The organism is Azospirillum sp. RU38E (assembly GCF_900188385.1).
In the GTDB taxonomy this organism is placed as follows: Bacteria; Pseudomonadota; Alphaproteobacteria; order Azospirillales; family Azospirillaceae; genus Niveispirillum.
In genome coordinates this window covers 571,806-591,683 of record NZ_FZOI01000001.1, presented here as the reverse complement: position 1 = coordinate 591,683, position 19,878 = coordinate 571,806, and the positions used below count along the sequence as shown (strand labels likewise).

At 67.5% G+C, this 19,878-nt stretch carries 11 protein-coding genes; 7 read left to right on the top strand and 4 right to left on the bottom strand.

The features are described 5' to 3' along the window. Positions 1–87: 87 nt before the first annotated feature. Positions 88–996, top strand: a complete 909-nt coding sequence (locus CHB97_RS02500; RefSeq protein WP_143270676.1) for an AraC family transcriptional regulator — start codon at positions 88–90, stop codon at positions 994–996. 6 nt (positions 997–1,002) lie between these two features. Here the strand turns inward: CHB97_RS02500 and CHB97_RS26290 are convergent, their stop codons facing one another. Together CHB97_RS26290 and CHB97_RS02495 are read right to left on the bottom strand one after the other, a co-directional pair. Then, on the bottom strand, positions 1,003–1,167 hold the full coding sequence (locus CHB97_RS26290) for a hypothetical protein (RefSeq protein ID WP_160105495.1): 165 nt from the start codon (positions 1,165–1,167) through the stop codon (positions 1,003–1,005). Further along, positions 1,164–4,946 (bottom strand): ATP-binding cassette domain-containing protein, encoded by a 3,783-nt coding sequence (locus tag CHB97_RS02495; RefSeq protein WP_089286343.1) that lies wholly within the window; start codon positions 4,944–4,946, stop codon positions 1,164–1,166. The genes CHB97_RS26290 and CHB97_RS02495 overlap by 4 nt, the downstream gene beginning before the upstream one ends. 188 nt (positions 4,947–5,134) lie before the next feature. Here CHB97_RS02495 and CHB97_RS02490 point away from each other — a divergent pair, with 188 nt between their 5' ends. From CHB97_RS02490 to CHB97_RS25760, 6 genes are all read left to right on the top strand, one after another. Further along, a complete protein-coding gene (locus tag CHB97_RS02490) occupies positions 5,135–5,443 on the top strand; it encodes a hypothetical protein (RefSeq protein ID WP_143270675.1) in 309 nt (102 codons plus the stop codon). 36 nt (positions 5,444–5,479) lie between these two features. Beyond that, positions 5,480–5,755, top strand: a complete 276-nt coding sequence (locus tag CHB97_RS02485; protein ID WP_089286341.1) for a hypothetical protein — start codon at positions 5,480–5,482, stop codon at positions 5,753–5,755. Then, entirely contained in the window at positions 5,752–6,705 is a 954-nt protein-coding gene (locus CHB97_RS02480; RefSeq protein ID WP_089286340.1) for a GNAT family N-acetyltransferase, read from the top strand. Before CHB97_RS02485 ends, CHB97_RS02480 begins: the two co-directional genes overlap by 4 nt. Positions 6,706–6,807: 102 nt before the next feature. Continuing rightward, positions 6,808–7,935: a hypothetical protein gene (locus CHB97_RS02475; RefSeq protein WP_089286339.1), complete on the top strand. Its 1,128-nt coding sequence runs from the start codon at positions 6,808–6,810 to the stop codon at positions 7,933–7,935. After that, positions 7,928–8,446, top strand: coding sequence for a hypothetical protein (locus CHB97_RS25765; protein ID WP_143270674.1), 519 nt, complete (start codon positions 7,928–7,930; stop codon positions 8,444–8,446). Before CHB97_RS02475 ends, CHB97_RS25765 begins: the two co-directional genes overlap by 8 nt. A gap of 13 nt (positions 8,447–8,459) precedes the next feature. Next, a complete protein-coding gene (locus CHB97_RS25760; protein ID WP_143270673.1) occupies positions 8,460–8,978 on the top strand; it encodes a hypothetical protein in 519 nt (172 codons plus the stop codon). Between the two features lie 21 nt (positions 8,979–8,999). Here CHB97_RS25760 and CHB97_RS02470 read toward each other — a convergent pair whose 3' ends face one another. Together CHB97_RS02470 and CHB97_RS02465 are read right to left on the bottom strand one after the other, a co-directional pair. After that, positions 9,000–12,011: a CHAT domain-containing tetratricopeptide repeat protein gene (locus CHB97_RS02470; protein WP_089286338.1), complete on the bottom strand. Its 3,012-nt coding sequence runs from the start codon at positions 12,009–12,011 to the stop codon at positions 9,000–9,002. 1 nt (position 12,012) lies between these two features. Continuing rightward, positions 12,013–19,875 (bottom strand): MBG domain-containing protein, encoded by a 7,863-nt coding sequence (locus CHB97_RS02465; RefSeq protein ID WP_089286337.1) that lies wholly within the window; start codon positions 19,873–19,875, stop codon positions 12,013–12,015. Positions 19,876–19,878 lie beyond the last annotated feature (3 nt).

Here is a 19,878-nt window from a genome sequence, read left to right as displayed (position 1 = left end):
GGCACGGGATGGGGTGGCGTTAACCAATTTGCCGCCCATGGCCCCGGGAGATCGGTTTTTAGATCGGACAAGGACGGGGCTGACCGGGTGGATCAGACTTGGTTGATCGGTGACGGTGTTGCACCGTCCCTTTGCGGGTTGATGCTGGCAACCGGCCGCCTGGACGGGCGGCTGGAAAATCTTGGCCTGCGTCCGGGCCTTTCCGTCACCCTGCTGGATTTCACGGCGGCGACGGCCGCCGAAATCGCCCCCAACCCGCCCGCCGGCGATACGGGTGGGGCGTGTCATCTGCTGGCGCTGGTGCAAGGCCAGGTGCTGTTGACGCAAGGCGGGGGCAATGGGCCACTGCCGGCCGGCCATCTGCACCACCTGCCCCATCAGGGTGACGGCCCGCTGCTGTCCGTTTGCGCGGGCGAGGCGGTGCGCGGGGCCATGCTGCATATTGATGCGCCGCTGATGCGCACCCTGGGGGCCGATGCTGCCCAGGGTCTGGACAGCCGCCCCGCCGGCAACCAGTGCCTGCGCGTGGTGGACCGGATGCTGGAAACCACGTCGGAAGCGCCCCCCCTGCGCGATGTGATGCTGCACGCCAAGGGGCTGGAATATCTGGCGCTGGCCATGGCGGAGTTGCAGCAGCCGGCCATTGACCATCATGGATTGTCACGCCGCGAACAGGCGCAGATCATGGCGGCGCATGGCATGTTGCTCGCCGATCTGGCCAAGCCCCCCTCCCTGCGCCAATTGGCCGGTGCCGCCGGGCTGAACGAGAAACGGCTGAACGAGGGGTTCCGCGCGCTCTATGGCGCCACGGTCTTTGAATGCCTGCGCAATGCGCGGCTGGAGAAGGGGCGGCAATTGCTGTTCGATGACCAGTTGCCGCTGAAGACCATCGCCTGGCAGGTGGGCTATACCCACGTGAACAACTTCATCACCGCCTACCGCAACCATTTCGGTGAACCGCCCCGCCGGCACCAGAATGGCGGGGCGGAGGAATAGGGGGCGCTACGCCAACCAGACCAACCCCATTCCCAGCAGCACCAACGCCGCCAGCAGCATTCCATGGCGCGGGCGGGCCAGCAGCAGCGGCTGATCCATCCGGTCCGGCGTGGTCAGCCGGTCCAGCGCCTGGGCACGGAACAGGGGGCGCTTTTTGGGGGGATTGGTCATGGCACCAGCCTTCCAGCTTCCAGCCGCAACACCCGGTCGGCCAGGGCCAGACTTTCCGGCCGGTGGCTGACCAGCAGGCAGGCACAGCCCGCTTCCCTTAAAGCTGCCAGCACGCGGGCCTCCGTCGCCCGATCCAGTGCCGTTGTCGCCTCATCCAGGATCAACAGACGGGGTCGGGTCAACAGGCAGCGGGCAATATGCAGGCGCTGCACCTCCCCCGCCCCCAACATCGCATCCGACAACAGGGATTGCAGCCCCATCGGCAGGGCCGCCACCATCTCCCACAGCCCCACCAACCGCAGGACGGTTTCCAACTCTTCCAGCGGGCGGGGATTATCGCCGGTCAGATGGTGGCGCACGGTGGCCAGCGGCAGACGCATATCCTGTTCCACCACATCCATATGCCGGCGCAGCGCAAACAGCCTTTGCGGGGTGCAGGGGGCGCCATCCACCCGCAATTCCCCCTGATCGGGCCGTTCCAGCCCCAGCAGCAGGCGCAGCAGAGTCGTCTTGCCGCCGCCCGATGGGCCGGTCAGCCCCAGCACCTGGCCCCCCGCCAGTGACAGGCTGACACCGGCCAGCGTCGGGCGGGCGGCACCGGGATAGCGGAAATACAGATCGGCCAGTTCCACCCGCTGCGGCGGGGGCAGGCTGCGATCATCGGCCAGACCGGCCTCCGGCACCGGGATCAGCAGCGGGGCCGCCGCCTGCACCGCCGGCCCCAGCAGGGCCAGCCGCCACGCCGCCTCCATCGCCAGCAGGGCGCCGGCCAGCGGCACCGCCATGCCGGGCGGGGCCAGTCCCGCCAGCCCCAGCCCCGCCAGCCAGACCAGCGGGCGACGTTGGACCAGGGCCAGCATCCGGGCAAGTGCTTGCTCTGTCCGCGTGCCCCAGCGCGCCAGCAGGCCGGCCCCGGCCCCCATCTGGCGCAGGGCCGGGAAATCCGCCAGACAGGCGGCCAGGAAACGCTGATCGCCGGCCATCTGCTGGCGCAGCCCCGCCCAGCCCCGCGCCGTCAGCCAGCCCAACGCCGCCACCGGGGGCAGCAGGGCCAGCATCCAGGCCGTGGAGAGGCCGCCAAGCGCCAGCAGCACCAGACCCAGCCCGCCGGCCCACAAGGCCGCCGGCCCCAGCGTCACAATATCATCCAGACTGTCCAGCCGCCCTTCCAGCCCCGCCGCCGGTTGCCGGTGCAGGAAGGCGGCGGGCAGACGCAGCAGCCGGTACCACAGGGGCAGATGCACCCCGGCCAGCCCGCGCGCCAGCGCCCGGTCCCGCAGTCCCCAGCCCCAGGCGAAGAACAAAACCGCCGCCGCCAGCAGGCAGAGCCCCGGCCCCATCGGCAGCCCTGGAACGAACAGCGCCAATGCGCCCGCCCCCAGCATGGCGGCAAAGCCGGCCAGCCCCTCCCCGCCACCCAGGCGCAGGCCGGTCCAGGCGAGCGCAGCGGCCCCGCCGCGCAGCTCCACCAGGGGCAGCACGGCCAGCGCCTCCCCCGGCAGCTCGGCAGGCAGCGCTGGCCGCCGACCATCCGCACCCAGCAACCGATAGCCCCCCAGCCTGTGCGCCACCAGCGCCAGCGCCCCGCCATTCGGCATGGCCATCAGCAAGGGCGGCCCATCCAGCCCCTGCCAAGGGCCGGTCAAACGTACCGGGCGCAGCAGCAGACCGGCATCACGGGCCAGATCGTCCAGTTCCCCCGTCCCTGCCGGGGCGGTGCGGCCCACATGGCGGGCCACCCGCGCCAGGGCCGCCGCCATGGCGGGTTCAGCGGGGGCGGACAGCAGGGGTGGCAGGGCGGAAACCGGCGGGTTTGCGGCCGCCGGCCCCGTTTCATCCGTCGGCAGCTGCCAGGGTTGCAGCCCCTGCGCTGTCAGCTCCCAGGCAGCATCACCGCCGGCCAGCGTGGCGGCGCGGTGGCTGATCACCAGCAAGGTGAGCCCTGCCCCGGCCAGATTGGCGCGGATGCGGCGCTCCAGCGCCAGATCCAGGCTGTCGAACAACCCGTCCAGCACCAGCAGGCCCGGCCGATGCAGCAGCGCCCGGGCCAGGATCAGCCGCCGCCGCTCCCCGCCGCTGAAACCGGGTGCCCCCTGCTCAACAGGCTGGTCCAGCCCGCCACGCGCCTGCACCAGCGCCCAGGCCTCGGCCAGCCGCAGGGCGTTTTCAACCGCCACCTCGGGAATGTCGGCATTCCACAGGGTCAGATTGTCCCGCAGGCTGCCGGCCAGGAAGGGGCTGGCCGCATCAATGATCAACCGGCGTTCCGGCCCGGCGATCTGCCCCTGCCAGGGCTGCATCTGACCGGCCAGCAGCCGGCCCAGGCTGCTGCACCCGGCCCCCGGCCCGCCGGTCAGCCCAACCTGCGCCCCCGGCGGGATCGCCAGATCAACGCCACTGAACAGCGGGGCCGCCCCCGGTCGGTGGCCAAACGCCAAACCTGTCACCGTCAGGCCGGGTTGAAGGGTCGGCGGGGCCGTTGCCCCCTCCACCAGCGGGGCGGCTGAGAAGTCGGCAATGGCCGCCAGCTCATCGGCCCAGCCACCCAGATCATCGGCCACCTGCACCAGCCACAGCAGCGCCAGTACCGGCAGCAGGCCCAGCGCCACGGCGCCCGGCCCACCCGCCAGTTGCACACCCCCCAGCATCAGCAGCGGGGCCAGCAGCGGCGGCAAGGTGCGCCCGGCCACGCGCTGGCGGGCGCTGATGCGCTGGGCCATGCCGGCCGCCAGCACCGCCAGCCGCTGGCGCAGCCGCCCGGCCAGTTTCAAGGGCGTGATATGGATCAGGCTTTCCGCCGGCAGCATCACCATGCCCTGGCCAAACCGCCGCAGTACCCGCCCCGGCGCCAGACGGGAGAGCTGCGCCCAGGCCAGCAGCCCCAGCGTGGCCAGGACCCCCACCCCCGCCAGCGCCCCCGCAGCCGGGGCCTGCTGACAGAGCAGGGCCAGCGGCAGCGCAGCCCCCAGCCCATCCAGCAGCGCCACCCCTTCCACCCCCGCCAAGCGCTGGGCCAGCCGGTGGGGCGCTTCCATCTGCTGGGCCAACAGCGATGACAGGCGATAGGTGAAGAAACGGGCAGGCTGTTCCGCCAGTCGTCGGATCAGCGTCACCCGCGTCGCCGCCGCCGCCCTTGCCCCGGCATGGCGCAGCACGCGCAGGCGCAGCCATAACAGACCCAGGCCGGGCAGCAGCCAGCCGGGCGCCGCATCCGCCACCGCCCAGCCCAGCGTCCCCCAGCCCGCCAGCGTCAACAGCAGTGCCAGCAACAGCCAGCCGCGCACCGGCGCCAGCCAGCCCCATAATCCGCACGCCCAGCCGGGCGGCGGCGGGGCGGGTGGCGGCAGATCGGGGCCGGGGCGGATGCGCTGCACGATGCCGGTGAAGCGGTCGTCAAACTCTGCCCGGTCCAGGCATAGAGGCCCCAGCGCCGGATCGCAGACCCGCACCCGGTCGCCTGCTAGCCCCTCCACCACCACGGCATGGTTGAAATCCAACTGCACCAGCAGCGGAAAGCCCAGCGCCGCCAGCCCGTCGCCATCGCGTGAATAGCTTTGTACCGTAAAGCCCAGGCGCCGCGCGGTGGCGGCGATGGTGGCCAGCGTGCAGCCATCGCGCGACACGCCGGTTTCCCGGCGCAGCCGTTCCATCGGCACCGGCTGGCCATAATGGGCCAGGATCATGGCCAGGGCCGCCACGGCGCATTCGCTGTCCTGGCGCTGCCGGATGGGCGGCACCCGCAGTTCCCGCCTGAACCAATGCCGCCAGTCCCGCCCCATGCTCCGCCATTATCCATCGCCCGTCTGCCATGGTGATAAGGCGGATGCGGGCGGCTTGTCGATCTGCCGGGCGGGTGCGCTACGCCCGCGCATAGTGATTTGCCGGGCAGGCAAACCCACCCCCGGTTGGCGGGTTCATGGCTGGCGCGGCATCCTGCCCGGCAGAACATCAAATCGGAACCAATGTCATGACCGACCTTGCCCGCCTGGAAGCCGCCATCCGCGCCGATGCCGGCCTGTTCGCCCAATTGAGCGCCAGCGCTGCGGACAAGGCCGCCTTGCTGGCCGCCATCCAGGCCCAGTCCGCCCGCCTGGGCCTGACCGTGCCGGCGGCGGAAATCAGCGCCCGGCTGGACAGCCTGATCGACGCCGCCGCCAATGATGAGCTGAGCGATGCGGAGTTGGAACTGGTCGCCGCCGGTGCCACCAGCAACGTCAAAGGCCCAAGCGCAGTGAGCGGCAATGTGGGAAAGACGCGGGTACCCTCTGTCGGTTAAACCCATGATGGGAAACAGGGGCAAGGGGATGGGTGAATGACCGAGGAAGTGCTGGTCGCCTTTTATCGCCAGATCCGGGAAAATGATGCGCTGATGCGCCGCCTGTTCGCCTGCCCGGATGATGCCAGCCTGATCGCCGCCGTTCTGCGGGAGGCGGAAGCCAGCGGCCTTTCCATCCAGGCCGCCGATGTGGAACTGGTGTTGAGCGACCTTACCTCCTTCATCGCCATCGCCAATGATGATGAGCTGACGGATCACGAGCTGGAACTGGTCGCCGCTGGGGGCAGCCAGTACGGCCAGGGCAAACAGTGACCGGGCTTTCCGGGGTACGGTTCACCCGCTGGCCGGCGCCGGATATGGCCGGTGCCCTGGCCGATTTTGCCGCCCTGACCTATCCGCGTTATCGCCCCGTGCTGCTGGAAAACCCCATCGGGCCACAGCCGGCAGGCACGCCGATTGCCGGCAATTGCTTTGCCGTCACCGCCCATGCCGGTGACATGCCGGCCGGACTGGCCCTGGTGGAAGGCATGTGGGAGGGCGAGGCACGGCTGCTGTCCATCATGGTGGCCCCTTCCCTGCGCCGGCGGGGCATCGCGCTTGCCCTGTTGGCGGCGGTGGAGGGCATGGCGATGGATGCCGGCTTCACCCGGCTCTGTTGTTTCCACAATAACCGGATGCGCGATGTGCGGGCGTTTGAGGGGCTGTTGCAGCGGGCTGGCTGGTCCGCCCCGGTGCTGGCGGAAATCCGCCTCACCGGCCCCGCCGGCTTCACCGACGCCGTCCGCCCGCACTGGCAAAACCTGTTCGACCGGCAGGACCGCGATGGCTACAGCCACAGCCTGTGGGCCGACCGCAGCCAGGCCGACCGGGATGAACTGGCCGCCTTGCATGAAGGTGGGCAGGTGGAAGAACGGCTGAGCCTGCAGGACTGGATGCTGTCGCACGCCGACCCGCATGTCAGCCTGCTGTTGCGCCGCCATGGCCGGGTGGTGGGCTGGATCATCGGGGAACGGAACCGGCAGTGGGACTGCATCCATTACACATCCGGCTTCACCATCGGCCCCTTGCGCCGCTGCGGCTGGATGATCCGCGGCCTCTATGAAGCGACAGCACTTCAGGCCCGGCATTATGGCCCGGACCACCCGGCCCGGTTTGAAACCTTCAATGGCAATGACGGCATGATGCGCCTGATGGCCGAGCGGCTGGCCCCCTATGCCAGCGAACAGGATCGCCGCTATCGCAGTGAGCGGGTGCTGGGGTAAGCGGTACCCCTGTTGACAGCAAGGGTAAGCCGCAAGGTTGCTTTACCGCCGATGCGCGGCTGGGGGACACTTTGACCGCGTAGTGGCGGACAGGTTTTCCCCATGGATGGCCAGACAGCAACAGTGGATAGCGGCAGTTTCGTCGGCCTGTTCCTGCTGGAACTGCCCGATGACTGGTGGGTGCCGGACGGCTATGGGCTGGTGCCCAACGGCACCGTGCCGCTGCATGTGACAGCACCGGACGGGCTGGAGACCAGCCTTTACGCCGATCCCGCCTATCAGCCGCCAGCGGAACGGCTGCGCTCCATCGCCGAGGTGATTGCCCAGGAAATCGGGCCGCTTTCCAGCGTTTCCGGTTTCGGGGACGAGACAAGGCGCACCTTCGGGCTGGACCGGCCCGACCTGTTGGGCACGGTCAACCGGGTGGCCACGGCGCCGATCAATGCGGCGGCCTATCTGTTCGATCTGGCCGCCTATGGCATCCAGGCCAGCATCATCGGCGGGACGGAGATGGCCGCCCGGCAGGGCTGGATCGAACGGGCCAGCCTTGGGCGCTCACAGCGCGAGATGCTGGGTATGGTGGAGTTCCTGGCGGCGGAAACCGGTGTGCGGGGTGGGCGCCTGTCGCCGCGCGCCGAAGCCGCCGTCACCCGCCTCGCCAGCACCGCCCGGTTTGCCCGCGACACGCTCTCCCCCATGGTCATGCGGCTTGAACGCGGCACCGGGCTGGCCCGACCCCGGACGTTCCAGGTGGTGGAACTGGTGGAAGCCAGGGAGGTAAGCCCCGCCGCCGGGCTGTCGCAGAAGGAGGTGTTCCTGCGCAAGGTGAGGGCGGGGAAGGAATGGGAGAAAACACAGTGGGATCGGTATCGGTTCACTCAGCTCTATGTAAAGCGTCCCGACGGAAGCTGCTGCTATGTTCTGGATGCTTACATGCCTCGCAATCCATCGGTGCCAGCGGGGCCGGTCTCCTTGAAATTTACCCAGATTGCGGACATTACCCCCAAATCCGCACGCGCCATGTTGCTGGAGGCAAAACGTAAATATGGCCCCGGCACACAGATCGCCGACGTACCGTCTCGACCAGATTTACTTGTAGACACTCATTTGAAAGGCCAATTATGGCTGGAATTCCCTCCCCAGAATAAGCCGCTACCACAACAATTCATCAAAGATGCCCGTGAAGTCGGCGTGCGACTGCGAGACACGAAGGGAAAAATATATGACTGAAATAACCTTTAAAGAATATCGTCACCAAAAGCTCCTAAGCATCCTGGGGGGTGGAGGGTATGTTTATAAATACTTGGATTTATGTAAAAAATATAACAAATACGAACCGAGCTTAAAAGGAATTGATTTTGATCGTACCGCTGAAATTTTTATCCAAAACGGGATCAAAATTAAAAAATTGAAACGTTGGAAAATGATTGAATTTGATCAAGTAGAGATCGGTGAATGGGTATGGACACCTTCTCTTGTTATCAAAAGAGGCGATGGGCCAGACCCAATGCTGAAAGGTATAAACAGGTCTGGAACTGAATCTGTTGGGGACACATGGCGCAATCTGGCTACAGATGCCGCCAAACTGCTTAACCAAAGCGATGCCCCTACATGGGAAGAAATTCGGATGCTCAAATATGACGGCACCATGGAATGTATGGAACGCATGGTGCCCGACCTGATCGCCCTGTTCGGAGAGATGAAGCAGATCATCCGTCACGGCTGGTCCAACCAGCCGTGAGAAGGAAGAATATATGACCGAGCCAAAATTTAACGAAAACATGCACAATCACCTCATAAACATATTATGCGATGGTGGTTTTGTTTATAGCTTCATAAAATTGGGTCAAAAATACAAAAAATACGAAGCAACATTAATAGGGATAAATTTCGAGAAAACAGCAAAAATATTTACCGATAATGGAGTTTCAATCAAAAAATTCAAACGCTGGAAAATGATCGAATTTGATGAGGTGGAGATCGGCCAATGGGTATGGACACCCTCAATTGTCATCAAAAAAGGGGACTGGGTTGATCCAATGCTATCGGGCGTCGATAAGTCAGGGACAGAGTCTGTAGGTAGTACATGGCGTAATCTCGCCACAGATGCCGCAGAAAGACTGCAACGCGACGATGCCCCCACCTGGGAAGACATTATTAACCCAAAATATGACGGCACCATGGAATGCATGGAACGCATGGTGCCCGACCTGATCGCCCTGTTCGGTGAGATGAAGGAAATCATCCGTCACGGCTGGTCGAACCAGCCGTGACGCGTACAGACCAACACCCCCTCACCGCACCGGCACCAGCCCATCCCCGATCAGGGTGAAGGCGGCCCAGAAGAAGGGATGGCCGGTGCCGGGACTGGCGACCAGCCGCATCTGCGCCGTGGCCAATGCCGCCGCCGCATCGCCACCCGCCACCGGCAGCCCGGCGAAACTGTCGGTCATCAGGGTTACGGTGGGCTTTGACGGCACCTGCCAATGCGTCACCAGCAGGTTGCGGGCCCCGGCGAAGAAGAAGGCCTCGGCCAGACCGGACAGGGATTCCCCACCCAACTGGCCCCCACCCGCCGTGTTGCAGGCCGACAGCACCACCAGTTCGGCATTCAGCCGCAGGGTCGCCACGTCCGATGCCGTCAGCAACCCGTCATCCGCCGGATCGGGGGTGGCGCTGGTGGGCGGGGCCAGGGCCAATCCGGGCTCGGCCTGACAGCGCAGTTCCCCCGGCAACAGCCCGTGGGTGGCGAAATAGAGCACGCGGTAATCGGACAGGCTGGCCCGGCGCAGGGCCGCCTTGGTAACGGCCGCCCCGGTCAGCAGCGCATCGGGCGTGGCCCCCAGCCCCTGGCCGATCTGGCGGATTTCATCGGCCGTTTCCGGCAGCGGGGCCAGACTGCGCAGCAGGGCCGGATCGACCGCCCCGCCGGTGCGGCATTCCTTGGCCAGGGCCGCCATGCCATCGGCACGGCCCGCCGCCCCCTGGAAGGGCGGGGCCGCGAACCCGATGAAGGGCTTTTGCGCCGTGGAGCGGCTGGCCAGCCGGCGCAGCGACAGGAAGGCCGGAACCGACGGTGCCACCGCAATGGCTCGCCCCCGCGCCAGCCACGCCGCCCCGGCATAATCCCCCGCCGCCGCCGGTGCCGTGACCAGCAGGGCCGGCGGCAGGCTGAGCAGCGGGCCACCCGGCACCAGATCCAGCCGTCGCACACCGGCCATTTCCGCCGCCACCGGACCATAAAGCGCCTGATACAGCCCGTGCGCCGCCGCCAGATCAAACGGCAGCAGCCCACCATCCCGCGGCACAAAGGCCCGGCGCAGCCCCTGCACCTGCCGGGTCAGCTCCGCCCGCGATAATTCCACCGCATAGGCCGTCACGCCCTCCCGCCGCACCAGAAAGCCAAAGCCGCCCTGATCGGCAAAGGCGAACAGCGACAGCGCCTCCCCTTCCCGCAAGGCGGCGGCCACCTCTGCCCCGGTGGGGGTGGTGAAGCGGGTCAGGCGGTTATAATCGGGGAAGCGGCTGGCCAGCGCCTGATCGGCGGCATCGGCCCGGCGGCCGGCCGCCTCCAGCTCTGTGCGCAGGGACTGTTCACGCGCGGGTGAGCGCTGGCCATCCGGCTTGGCGGTTTCCGCCGCCAGATCCAGCCGCAGCCGGTCGCGCTGGCGGGCGGCTTCCTGCTGGCTGCGCACCGCCTCGGCCGCTGCCGGGTCACTGGTGGCAAAGCGCGCGGCGGCACGGCTGATGGTCTGGCCCACCGCCCCTTCGCGCACCAGCTGCACCGCCTGGAACATGGCGGCGTGCAGGGCCGCTGCCTCCGCCGGTTTGGCCTTTGTCACCGCCAAGGCAGCGCGCAGATAAGGGGCGATGCGGTCCAGCGGCAATTGGGCTGGCGGCTGGTCGGCGCTGCGGATGATGGTAAAGGCCGCCTCGAAACTGACCAGGGCCGGCTCGTTCAGCCCGGCCTCTGCCGCCACCCGGCCGCGTTCCAGCAACAGGCTGGCGACGGGCCAGCCTTCGCCGAACAAAGCGCGGCTGGCCGCCGTCGCGGCCTCCAGCTTTTCCAGCCCTTCCCGCGTGCGCCCGGCCATGGCATCGGCCATGCCCTGCTGGGCCAGCAGGCGCGGCTGCCACCAGGAGGGCAGGCCCGGCGTGCGGTCGAAAATGCGCCGCGCCTCGGCACTGGCCGCTTCCGCCAGCGGGGCCTGGCGCAGGCGGATACCGATGGCGGCCTCCAGCACCAGACTATGGATCAGTTCGGCGCGCGCCGCCGTCAGATTGCCCAGCACGGCGCGGTTCAGGCCGGTGGGGTCGTCGCCCTCCAGCTCCGCCACACGCTGGCGGCGGGCGGCACTGGCGGCCTTGGCCAGGACCAGGGCGGTTTCCGGCCGCCCGGCTGCCAGCGCGTGATAACCGCGATAGGCAGACAATCGCGCCCGCAAGGCCGGATCGAACGACCGCTGGATCAGCGCTTCGGCCCGGTCGAACAGGCCATCCGCCTCTTCATAGCGACCCTGGTTGCTCACCTCCAGCGCCAGGGCCATCAGCGTGTCACCCAGGCCCGGCGCGTCGGGGCCCAGGATGCGGGTCTGCATGGCCAGCGCCCGGCGATATGACGCCTCAGCCGCCGCGAAATTCTCCAGGCTGTTGGCCAGCCGGCCCTGGCGGCGGTCGCCATCGAAACGGGTGACCTCTCCCTTGCCAAAGGACCGCTCACCCAGCCCCAAGGCCGTCGTCAGCACCGGGGCGGGGGCGGGCTTGCCGGCGGCCATGGCGATGGCCGCCAGGAAAGGATCGGCCATGGCCGGGATGCCATCGGCCTGATAAAGCCGTCCCTCCAGCGCCAGCACCAGCGACAGATGCGGCCAGCCCCCTTCACGGAGCTGGCAATTCTGCACCATCGCCTCGCCCAACGGCGTGGGCAGCCATTGCGGTTCCTGGCAACTGGCCTTCAGCGCCAACTGGCTGGCCCAGTCACTGCGGTCGGACAGGCGGCGCAGATCATCGCGCCCCACCGGCGGGGCGGCGGCGGGGCGGGACCAGAGCTGACCCCCGGCCTCCCCCTCCTCTCCGCAGGCAATGTCCCAGACCTGGGTGCCACCGGCCAGCGGCGGCAAGGCGGTGGCGCGGCATTGCCGGCCACCCGCATCGGTCCCGGCCGGCACGCCGGCGCTGCCGCTGGACGCGGCGGGGCCGTTTGTCCCGGCTGTCGGCGGTGCCGCTCCCGGCCCGGCGCATCCGGCCAGCAGCAGGGGCAGCAGGGCGCCCAGCGCCAGCATCCAATCCTTCATCTGCCGCTGCATCTTACCAGCCCTGCCCCATCACCGGATAATTCTGGTCCAGCCCCGGCGTGCCCGTCACCGGAACCGGCGGCGGTACGTTCTGCCGCACCAGCAGGCCGGGGATCAGCACCTGGGGTGCCGTCACCCGGTCATTCACACTGCCGCTGACAGGGGCGGAACTGGTCGAAGCCGTCGCCTCGGCAACCCGGTCCGCCGGGGCTTCAGCCCTGTTCGCCGGTTGTCCGCTATCGGCGGGGGGGCTTTCGCCGCCGCCGCCGTTGCTGGCTGACGGGGACGCAGGCGGAGCCCCCTGCTGCAGGGCCGTCACCACGGTGCTGCCACCGGGTGTCCCGGCGTTGGCGATACTTGGCAAAGGTGGCGGCACATTGCTGATGGCATTCACCTGGGTGACCGGCACCACGGAGGCGACCGGCCCCGGCAGCTGCCCGGCGGGGGGTGCTGTCACCGTCAAAGTGCCATCCTGATAGGCGATGGTATAATTGGCCGCAACGGCACCGCTGGCCGTGATGCGGTAGGATCCCAGATCGGACAGGCTGGTGGCCGGGGTCGCCACACTCAACCCGCTGACAATGCTGGCACTGTCATTATTGACGAACCCGTCATAGATCACGGTGAAAGCGGGGTTCGCAGCCCCCCGCACCCGGCTGGCATCCGCCACCCGGATGGTCAGGCTGGCCGGCGTGATCGTCAAGCTGCCGGATTGCAGGCTGATCGTGTAATTCGCGGCCGTGGCCCCCGACAGGCTGATCCGATAGGCACCGACATTGGATGCCGGCATCGCATCAGTGCTGAGGGTCAAGCCGCTGACCACCGAGGCCGTGTCACCATTCACCAAGCCTTCATAGCGCGCCGTGAAGGCGGGGTTGGAGGCACCATAGGTCCGGCTGGCGTCATTGGCACGGATGATCAAAGCCGCCGGGGTGATGCTCAAGGCCCCCGCCTGATAGCTGATGCTGTAATTCGCCGCCGTGGCTCCCGAGCCGGTGATGGCGTAGCTGCCGACACCCGATGCAGCCGTCGCACCCGTCGCCAGCGTCAAGCCGCTGACCACCGACGCCGTGTCCCCATTCACCAACCCATCATAGCGCGCGGTGAACGCCGGGTTCGCCGCCCCATAGGTCCGGCTGGCGTCATTGGCCCGGATAGTCAAGGCGGTGGGCGTAATGCTCAACGCCCCCGCCTGATAGCTGATGGTGTAATTCGCCGCCGTCGCGCCAGAACCGGTGATGGCATAGCTCCCCACGCCAGACGACGCCGTCGCACCCGTCGCCAATGTCAAGCCGCTGACCACCGACGCCGTTTCCCCATTCACCAACCCATCATAGCGCGCGGTGAAAGCCGGGTTCGCCGCCCCATAGGTCCGGCTGGCATCGTTGGCGCGGATCGTCAAAGCGGCCGGCGTGATGCTCAACGCCCCCGACTGATAGCTGATCGTGTAATTCGCCGCCGTCGCTCCCGAACCGGTGATGGCATAGCTCCCCACGCCAGACAAAGCCGTCGCGCTGGTCGCCAGCGTCAAGCCGCTGACTACCGAGGCTGTGTCGCCATTCACCAACCCATCATAGCGCGCCGTGAAAGCCGGGTTCGCCGCGCCATAGGTTCGGCTGGCATCGTTGGCACGGATAATCAAGGCGGCGGGGGTAATGCTCAAGGCACCAGCCTGATAGCTGATCGTGTAATTCGCCGCCGTCGCACCCGAACCGGTGATGGCGTAGCTACCAACCCCCGACGCGGCCGTCGCACCGGTAGCCAGGGTCAGGCCGCTGACCACCGACGCCGTGTCACCATTCACCAACCCATCATAGCGCGCCGTGAAAGCCGGGTTCGCCGCGCCATAGGTCCGGCTGGCATCATTGGCGCGGATCGTCAAAGCGGCCGGCGTGATGCTCAACGCCCCAGCCTGATAGCTGATGCTGTAGTTCGCCGCCGTGGCACCCGAACCGGTGATGGCGTAGCTGCCCACACCCGATGCCGCCGTTGCGCTGGTCGCCAGCGTCAAGCCGCTGACCACCGACGCCGTGTCACCATTGACCAAGCCATCGTAGCGGGCCGTGAAAGCCGGGTTCGCCGCGCCATAGGTGCGACTGGCATCGTTAGCCCGTATCGTCAAGGCCGCCGGGGTGATGCTGAGTGCACCCGCCTGATAGCTGATCGCGTAATTCGCTGCCGTGGCACCCGAACCGGTGATGGCGTAGCTGCCCACACCCGATGCCGCCGTCGCGCTGGTCGCCAGCGTCAGGCCGCTGACCACCGAGGCCGTGTCCCCATTCACCAACCCATCATAGCGCGCCGTGAAAGCGGGGTTCGCCGCGCCATAGGTCCGGCTGGCGTCATTGGCACGGATGGTCAAGGCGGCCGGGGTGATGCTCAGGGCACCTGCCTGATAGCTGATCGTATAGTTCGCCGCCGTGGCACCTGATCCGGTGATGGCGTAGCTGCCCACGCCTGACGACGCCGTGGCGCTGGTTGCCAACGTCAAGCCGCTGACCACCGACGCCGTGTCTCCATTCACCAACCCATCGTAGCGGGCGGTGAAGGCCGGGTTCGCTGCGCCATAGGTTCGGCTGGCATCATTGGCGCGGATCGTCAAAGCCGCCGGGGTGATGCTCAAGGCCCCAGCCTGATAGCTGATGCTGTAGTTCGCCGCCGTCGCACCCGAACCGGTGATGGCGTAGCTCCCCACACCCGACGCCGCCGTCGCACTGGTCGCCAGCGTCAACCCACTGACCACCGAAGCCGTGTCACCATTCACCAACCCATCATAACGGGCGGTGAAGGCCGGGTTCGCCGCCCCATAGGTGCGACTGGCATCGTTAGCCCGTATCGTCAAGGCCGCCGGGGTGATGCTGAGTGCACCCGCCTGATAGCTGATCGCGTAATTCGCTGCCGTGGCACCCGAACCAGTGATGGCGTAGCTGCCCACGCCCGACGCCGTCGTGGCACTGGTCACCAGCGTCAGGCCGCTGACCACCGACGCCGTGTCGCCATTCACCAACCCATCATAGCGCGCCGTGAAGGCCGGGTTCGCCGCGCCATAGGCGCGGCTGGCGTCATTGGCCCGAATGGTCAAGGCGGCCGGGGTGATGCTCAGCGCCCCCGCCTGATAGCTGATCGCGTAATTCGCTGCCGTGGCACCCGAACCAGTGATGGCGTAGCTGCCCACACCCGATGCCGCCGTCGCGCCGGTCGCCAGCGTCAGGCCGCTGACAACTGAGGCCGTGTCGCCATTCACCAACCCATCATAGCGCGCCGTGAAGGCGGGGTTGGCCGCCCCATAGGTGCGGCTGGTGTCGTTGGCGCGGATGGTCAAGGCGGCTGGGGTGATGCTCAAGGCCCCCGCCTGATAGCTGATCGTGTAATTCGCCGCCGTGGCTCCTGCCCCGGTGATGGCGTAGCTGCCCACGCCCGACGCCGTCGTGGCACTGGTCACCAGCGTCAGGCCGCTGACCACCGACGCCGTGTCGCCATTCACCAACCCATCATAGCGCGCCGTGAAGGCCGGGTTCGCCGCGCCATAGGCGCGACTGGCATCGTTGGCCTGGATAATCAAAGCCGCAGGCGTGATGCTCAGCGCACCAGCCTGATAGCTGATTGTGTAATTTGCCGCCGTGGCACCCGAACCGGTGATGGCGTAGCTGCCCACACCCGATGCTGCCGTGGCGCTGGTTGCCAACGCCAACCCGCTGACCACCGAAGCCGTGTCGCCATTCACCAACCCATCATAGCGGGCAGTGAAGGCCGGGTTCGCCGCCCCATAGGTGCGGCTGGCGTCATTGGCCCGAATGGTCAAGGCGGCCGGGGTGATGCTCAGCGCCCCCGCCTGATAGCTGATCGTGTAGTTCGACGCCGTGGCACCCGAACCGGTGATGGCGTAGCTGCCCACGCCCGACGCCGCCGTCGCACTGGTCGCCAGGGTCAGGCCGCTGACTACCGAGGCTGTGTCGCCATTCACCAACCCATCATAGCGGGCGGTGAAGGCCGGGTTCGCCGCCCCATAGGTGCGGCTGGCGTCATTGGCCCGAATGGTCAAGGCGGCCGGGGTGATGCTCAGCGCCCCCGCCTGATAGCTGATCGTGTAGTTCGACGCCGTGGCACCCGAACCGGTGATGGCGTAGCTGCCCACGCCCGACGCCGCCGTCGCACTGGTCGCCAGGGTCAGGCCGCTGACTACCGAGGCTGTGTCGCCATTCACCAACCCATCATAGCGGGCGGTGAAGGCCGGGTTCGCTGCCCCATAGGTGCGGCTGGCATCGTTGGCGGTGATCACAAGCGCCGCCGGATTGATTGTCAGCGTGCCGGTGGCATAGCTGAAATCATAGCCCTTGCTGTTGGCCAGCGTGCCCTGGCTGATGCTGATCGTATAGGTGCCCACCCCCGACGCGGCGGTGGCACTGGTGCCCAGCAGGGCGGCCCCGCTGATGGTATTGTCCAGCGTGTCCCCCGCCTCAAACCCGGTGATCGTATAGGTGAAGGCGGGATTGGCGGCACCATAGGCGCGTGTGAAGCTATTAGCGGTGACGGTCAGGGTGCCGCTGGCGGCATAGAGTACCAAATTGCCGCTCTGCGTCACGCCGGCGGGCGGATGATCGGCATAGGAGCGGCCGCGCAGCACGGTGCCGGACAGCGTGCCCAGATCGGCCGTGGCGGCAGAGCGGGAATAGATCAGCCAGCGGCCGCCGGCCGTCACGCTGGCCGTGTCGTCGGCCTTGAAATCGCGGGTGCTGGCCACGATGATATCATGCCCGGCCCCGCTGTTGCGCAGCGTCGCCGCATCCCCCAGGATCAGGTCCGCCCCCTCGGCCAGTAGTTGCAATGTGCCGGCCCCGGCATCCACATCCCCCACCGTCAGGGTGGTGATGCTGCGGATATCCACCCCGCTGCCGGCCTGGATGCTGCCCAGTTCGCTGATCCGGTTGGCCCCGGTCAGTGACAGGCTGCCCACCGCATCGGCATTCAGCACCCCGGCCGTCAGCACGCTGGAGCCGGTCTGGCTGATGCCGCCGCCATTCAGGCTGAGGCTGTTTTCACCGGCATCCACGGCACCCGACAGGATGATCCGGCCATCGGCCCCATCCATGCGCAGGCGCGTATCGCCACCCAGGGCCACATCGCCGACACGCAGTTCCCCCGAACCCTCCAGGTGCCCGATGGTCCGCTGGGTGAAGCTGCTGGAAATGGCCGCCATCTCAGCCGCCGAAACATGCAGGGAACCGGTGACCCCATCCCCCAGCCCGATACTGTCCCCGCTGTCCTGCGTGGTAATGGCGATGGTGCCAGCGCCCAGAATGGCGGCCCCGCCGCTGATGGCCAGATCGCGCAATTCCAGCGACAGCGTGGCATCCGACCCCGCCTGCCCCAGCACCGCGCCATTGCCCAGCCACAGGCCGATGCCCTTTTCACCATGGGCATCGGCGCTGGCCCCGCTGTCACCATCGGCGGTGATGGTCAGTTCCGCCCCGGTGGTGCCGGCGATCACCGCCCCATCCACCATCACCCCAAAACTATCGACACCGGAAGAACCGGTCCCGGCCGTGCCGCCGGTGCCGTTCAGCACCAGCCGGCCGCCATTGATGGTCAGGCGGGTGGCCGCCCCCTGGATCCGCACCCCGTCATTGCCGCCATCGTCGCTGTCTTCGGGCCCGGCCAGGTCGGTGGTCCCGCCGGTGCCGGTCAGGCGCATGGCCCCCGTCGCAACCGACAGGGCCGCCCCGTCGGCGATGACGATGCCGCTATTATCGCCCTGCCCCCGGCCGACGCTATCGGTGGCAGTGCCGCGCAGGCTCAGGCCGCCGCTCCCCGTGATGGAAAGGCGGGTGCTCGCCCCACTGACCAGCACGCCATAGCTGCCGCCACCGGTCCCGGATGCCTCCCCATAGAGGCTGATATAGCCGTCGCCGGCGCTGAGCACACTGCCATTGGTGATGGCGATGCCGTGATTGCCACCGGAGGCGCCGAAATCACTGCCGTGACCGCGCAGGGTGATTTCCCCCTGATCGATGCTGATGGAACTGTTGGACAGGGTAATGCCGGCCGCTTCGCTCTCCGTGCCGGTGGCGCTGTAGATTTCCAGCAGGCTGGTCGTATCCAGCCCCGGCCCACCAGACAGGATGACCCAGCCATGATCGGCATGGATGCTGGTGTCGGTCAGCACGATGGCGCCCTGGCCGCCGCTGCGATGGCCGGCAACCAGGGTGATATCGCCGCTGCTGGTGCGGATATCAGCCCCGGTCAGCCGCATGGTGCCGCCGGCGGCGACCACAATATCGCCGGCACCGCTGGACAGCTTGAAGGCCCCGTCAATATTGCCGCGCGCATCCAGGGTGATCCGGCCGCTGCCGCTGGTGGTGAGCTGGGTGCCGCTGGTCAGGAACTTGATGCTGCCTTCCGCCGCCCCACTGTCCAGCCCGGCCTTCAGCGACAGGGAGACATCGGGCAGCATGGTGACGCCGCCCGCCGCCAGATCGCGGATGATGATGTTATTGTCGGCTTCCAGATAGACGATGCTGGCGCTGCTGGCCGCCAGACTTTCCACCGAAACGCCCAGATCGGCAGCCCCGATCCCCGACAGGTCGGCCAGATCGTCAATGATGATATCGGTCGGGTCCAGCAGCAGCGTGCCGCCCTTGCCGGCAAGCGCCCCCAGCGAGAGCGCGCCGGTCAGCCGCACCCCACCCTTGGAGGAGACCTCAACAAAGCCGCCATCACCGCCAGCCGTCCCGCCCTGGGCGGAAATCGCCCCTTCCGCCTTGGTCACTTCGCGTGACCAGAGCGTGATGCGGCCGCCATAGCCCTGCGCCTTGGCATCGGCGCTGATCTGGCTGGCCGCATCCATGGCAACCGTCTGTGCCAGCCGGTCCGCCTTGGGCGAACCGCCGATGGAAACGGTGCCGCCGCCCACCGCCCCATCGGCGGACAGGTTGGCACCCGTCAGCGCGATGGCCCCGCCATCCACCTGGATGCCGCCGCCCTGGCCGCTGGCGGCAGAGGCATCCACCCGGCCCGACAGCTCCACCGAGACGCCATCATCGCCAGCGATGATGATACGGCCGCCGCGTTCTTGCACCGTCTGGGCCTGGACGGTCCCGCTGCTGTTGATCACGCCGGCCATGGCATCGCGCCCGCCGCGTGCCGTCAACAGCACGGTCCCGCCATCGGCACCCAGATGGCCCTGGTTCAGCACCTGACCGGCGGCACTGCCGGCCGGCACGGCAAAGCTCAACAGCCCGTCGCCAGCCAGATCCAGGGTGAAGCTTTCCGCACCGGACAGCACCACATGGCCCAGCCGCGCCTCCACCACGCCCTTATTCTGCACAATGCCGGCGGCCAGGGCGGCATAGCCACCCTCCGCCACCCGGATCACGCCCTGGTTGACGATGCGCGACAGGCTGTCCGCCAGCTCAATCCGCACCGCACCGCCGGCCAGGAAGGATTGCTCATCCAGCCGGCCCGTGCTGGCCAGAAAGCCGGCGGCATTGATCTGCGCCGTGCTGCCGAAGAAAATCCCCGCCTCATTCAGCAGGAAGACCTGTCCATTGGCCGACAGGGTGCCATCGAACCGCGTCGCCGCCCCACCGGTAACGCGGTTGACCAGCAGGGAAGTACTGCCCGGCTGATTGACCTGCACATGCTGCCCCGCCGCCGTATCAAAGCGCGACCAGTTGACCAGCGCCCGGTCGCTGGACTGGTTGATGATGGTCTGGGCACCGCTGGTTTCGATTCCCACCTTGCCCGACACTATGCTGGCCCCTGTCGGGGCAACAGCCGGGGCCTGCTGCGCCTGGGCCTGCAAGGCCAGCGCGCTGACACCCGACAGTAGCATGAACAGCGGCAAGGCACGGGGGGAAAAAGCGTTTTTGCGGGGCACGGG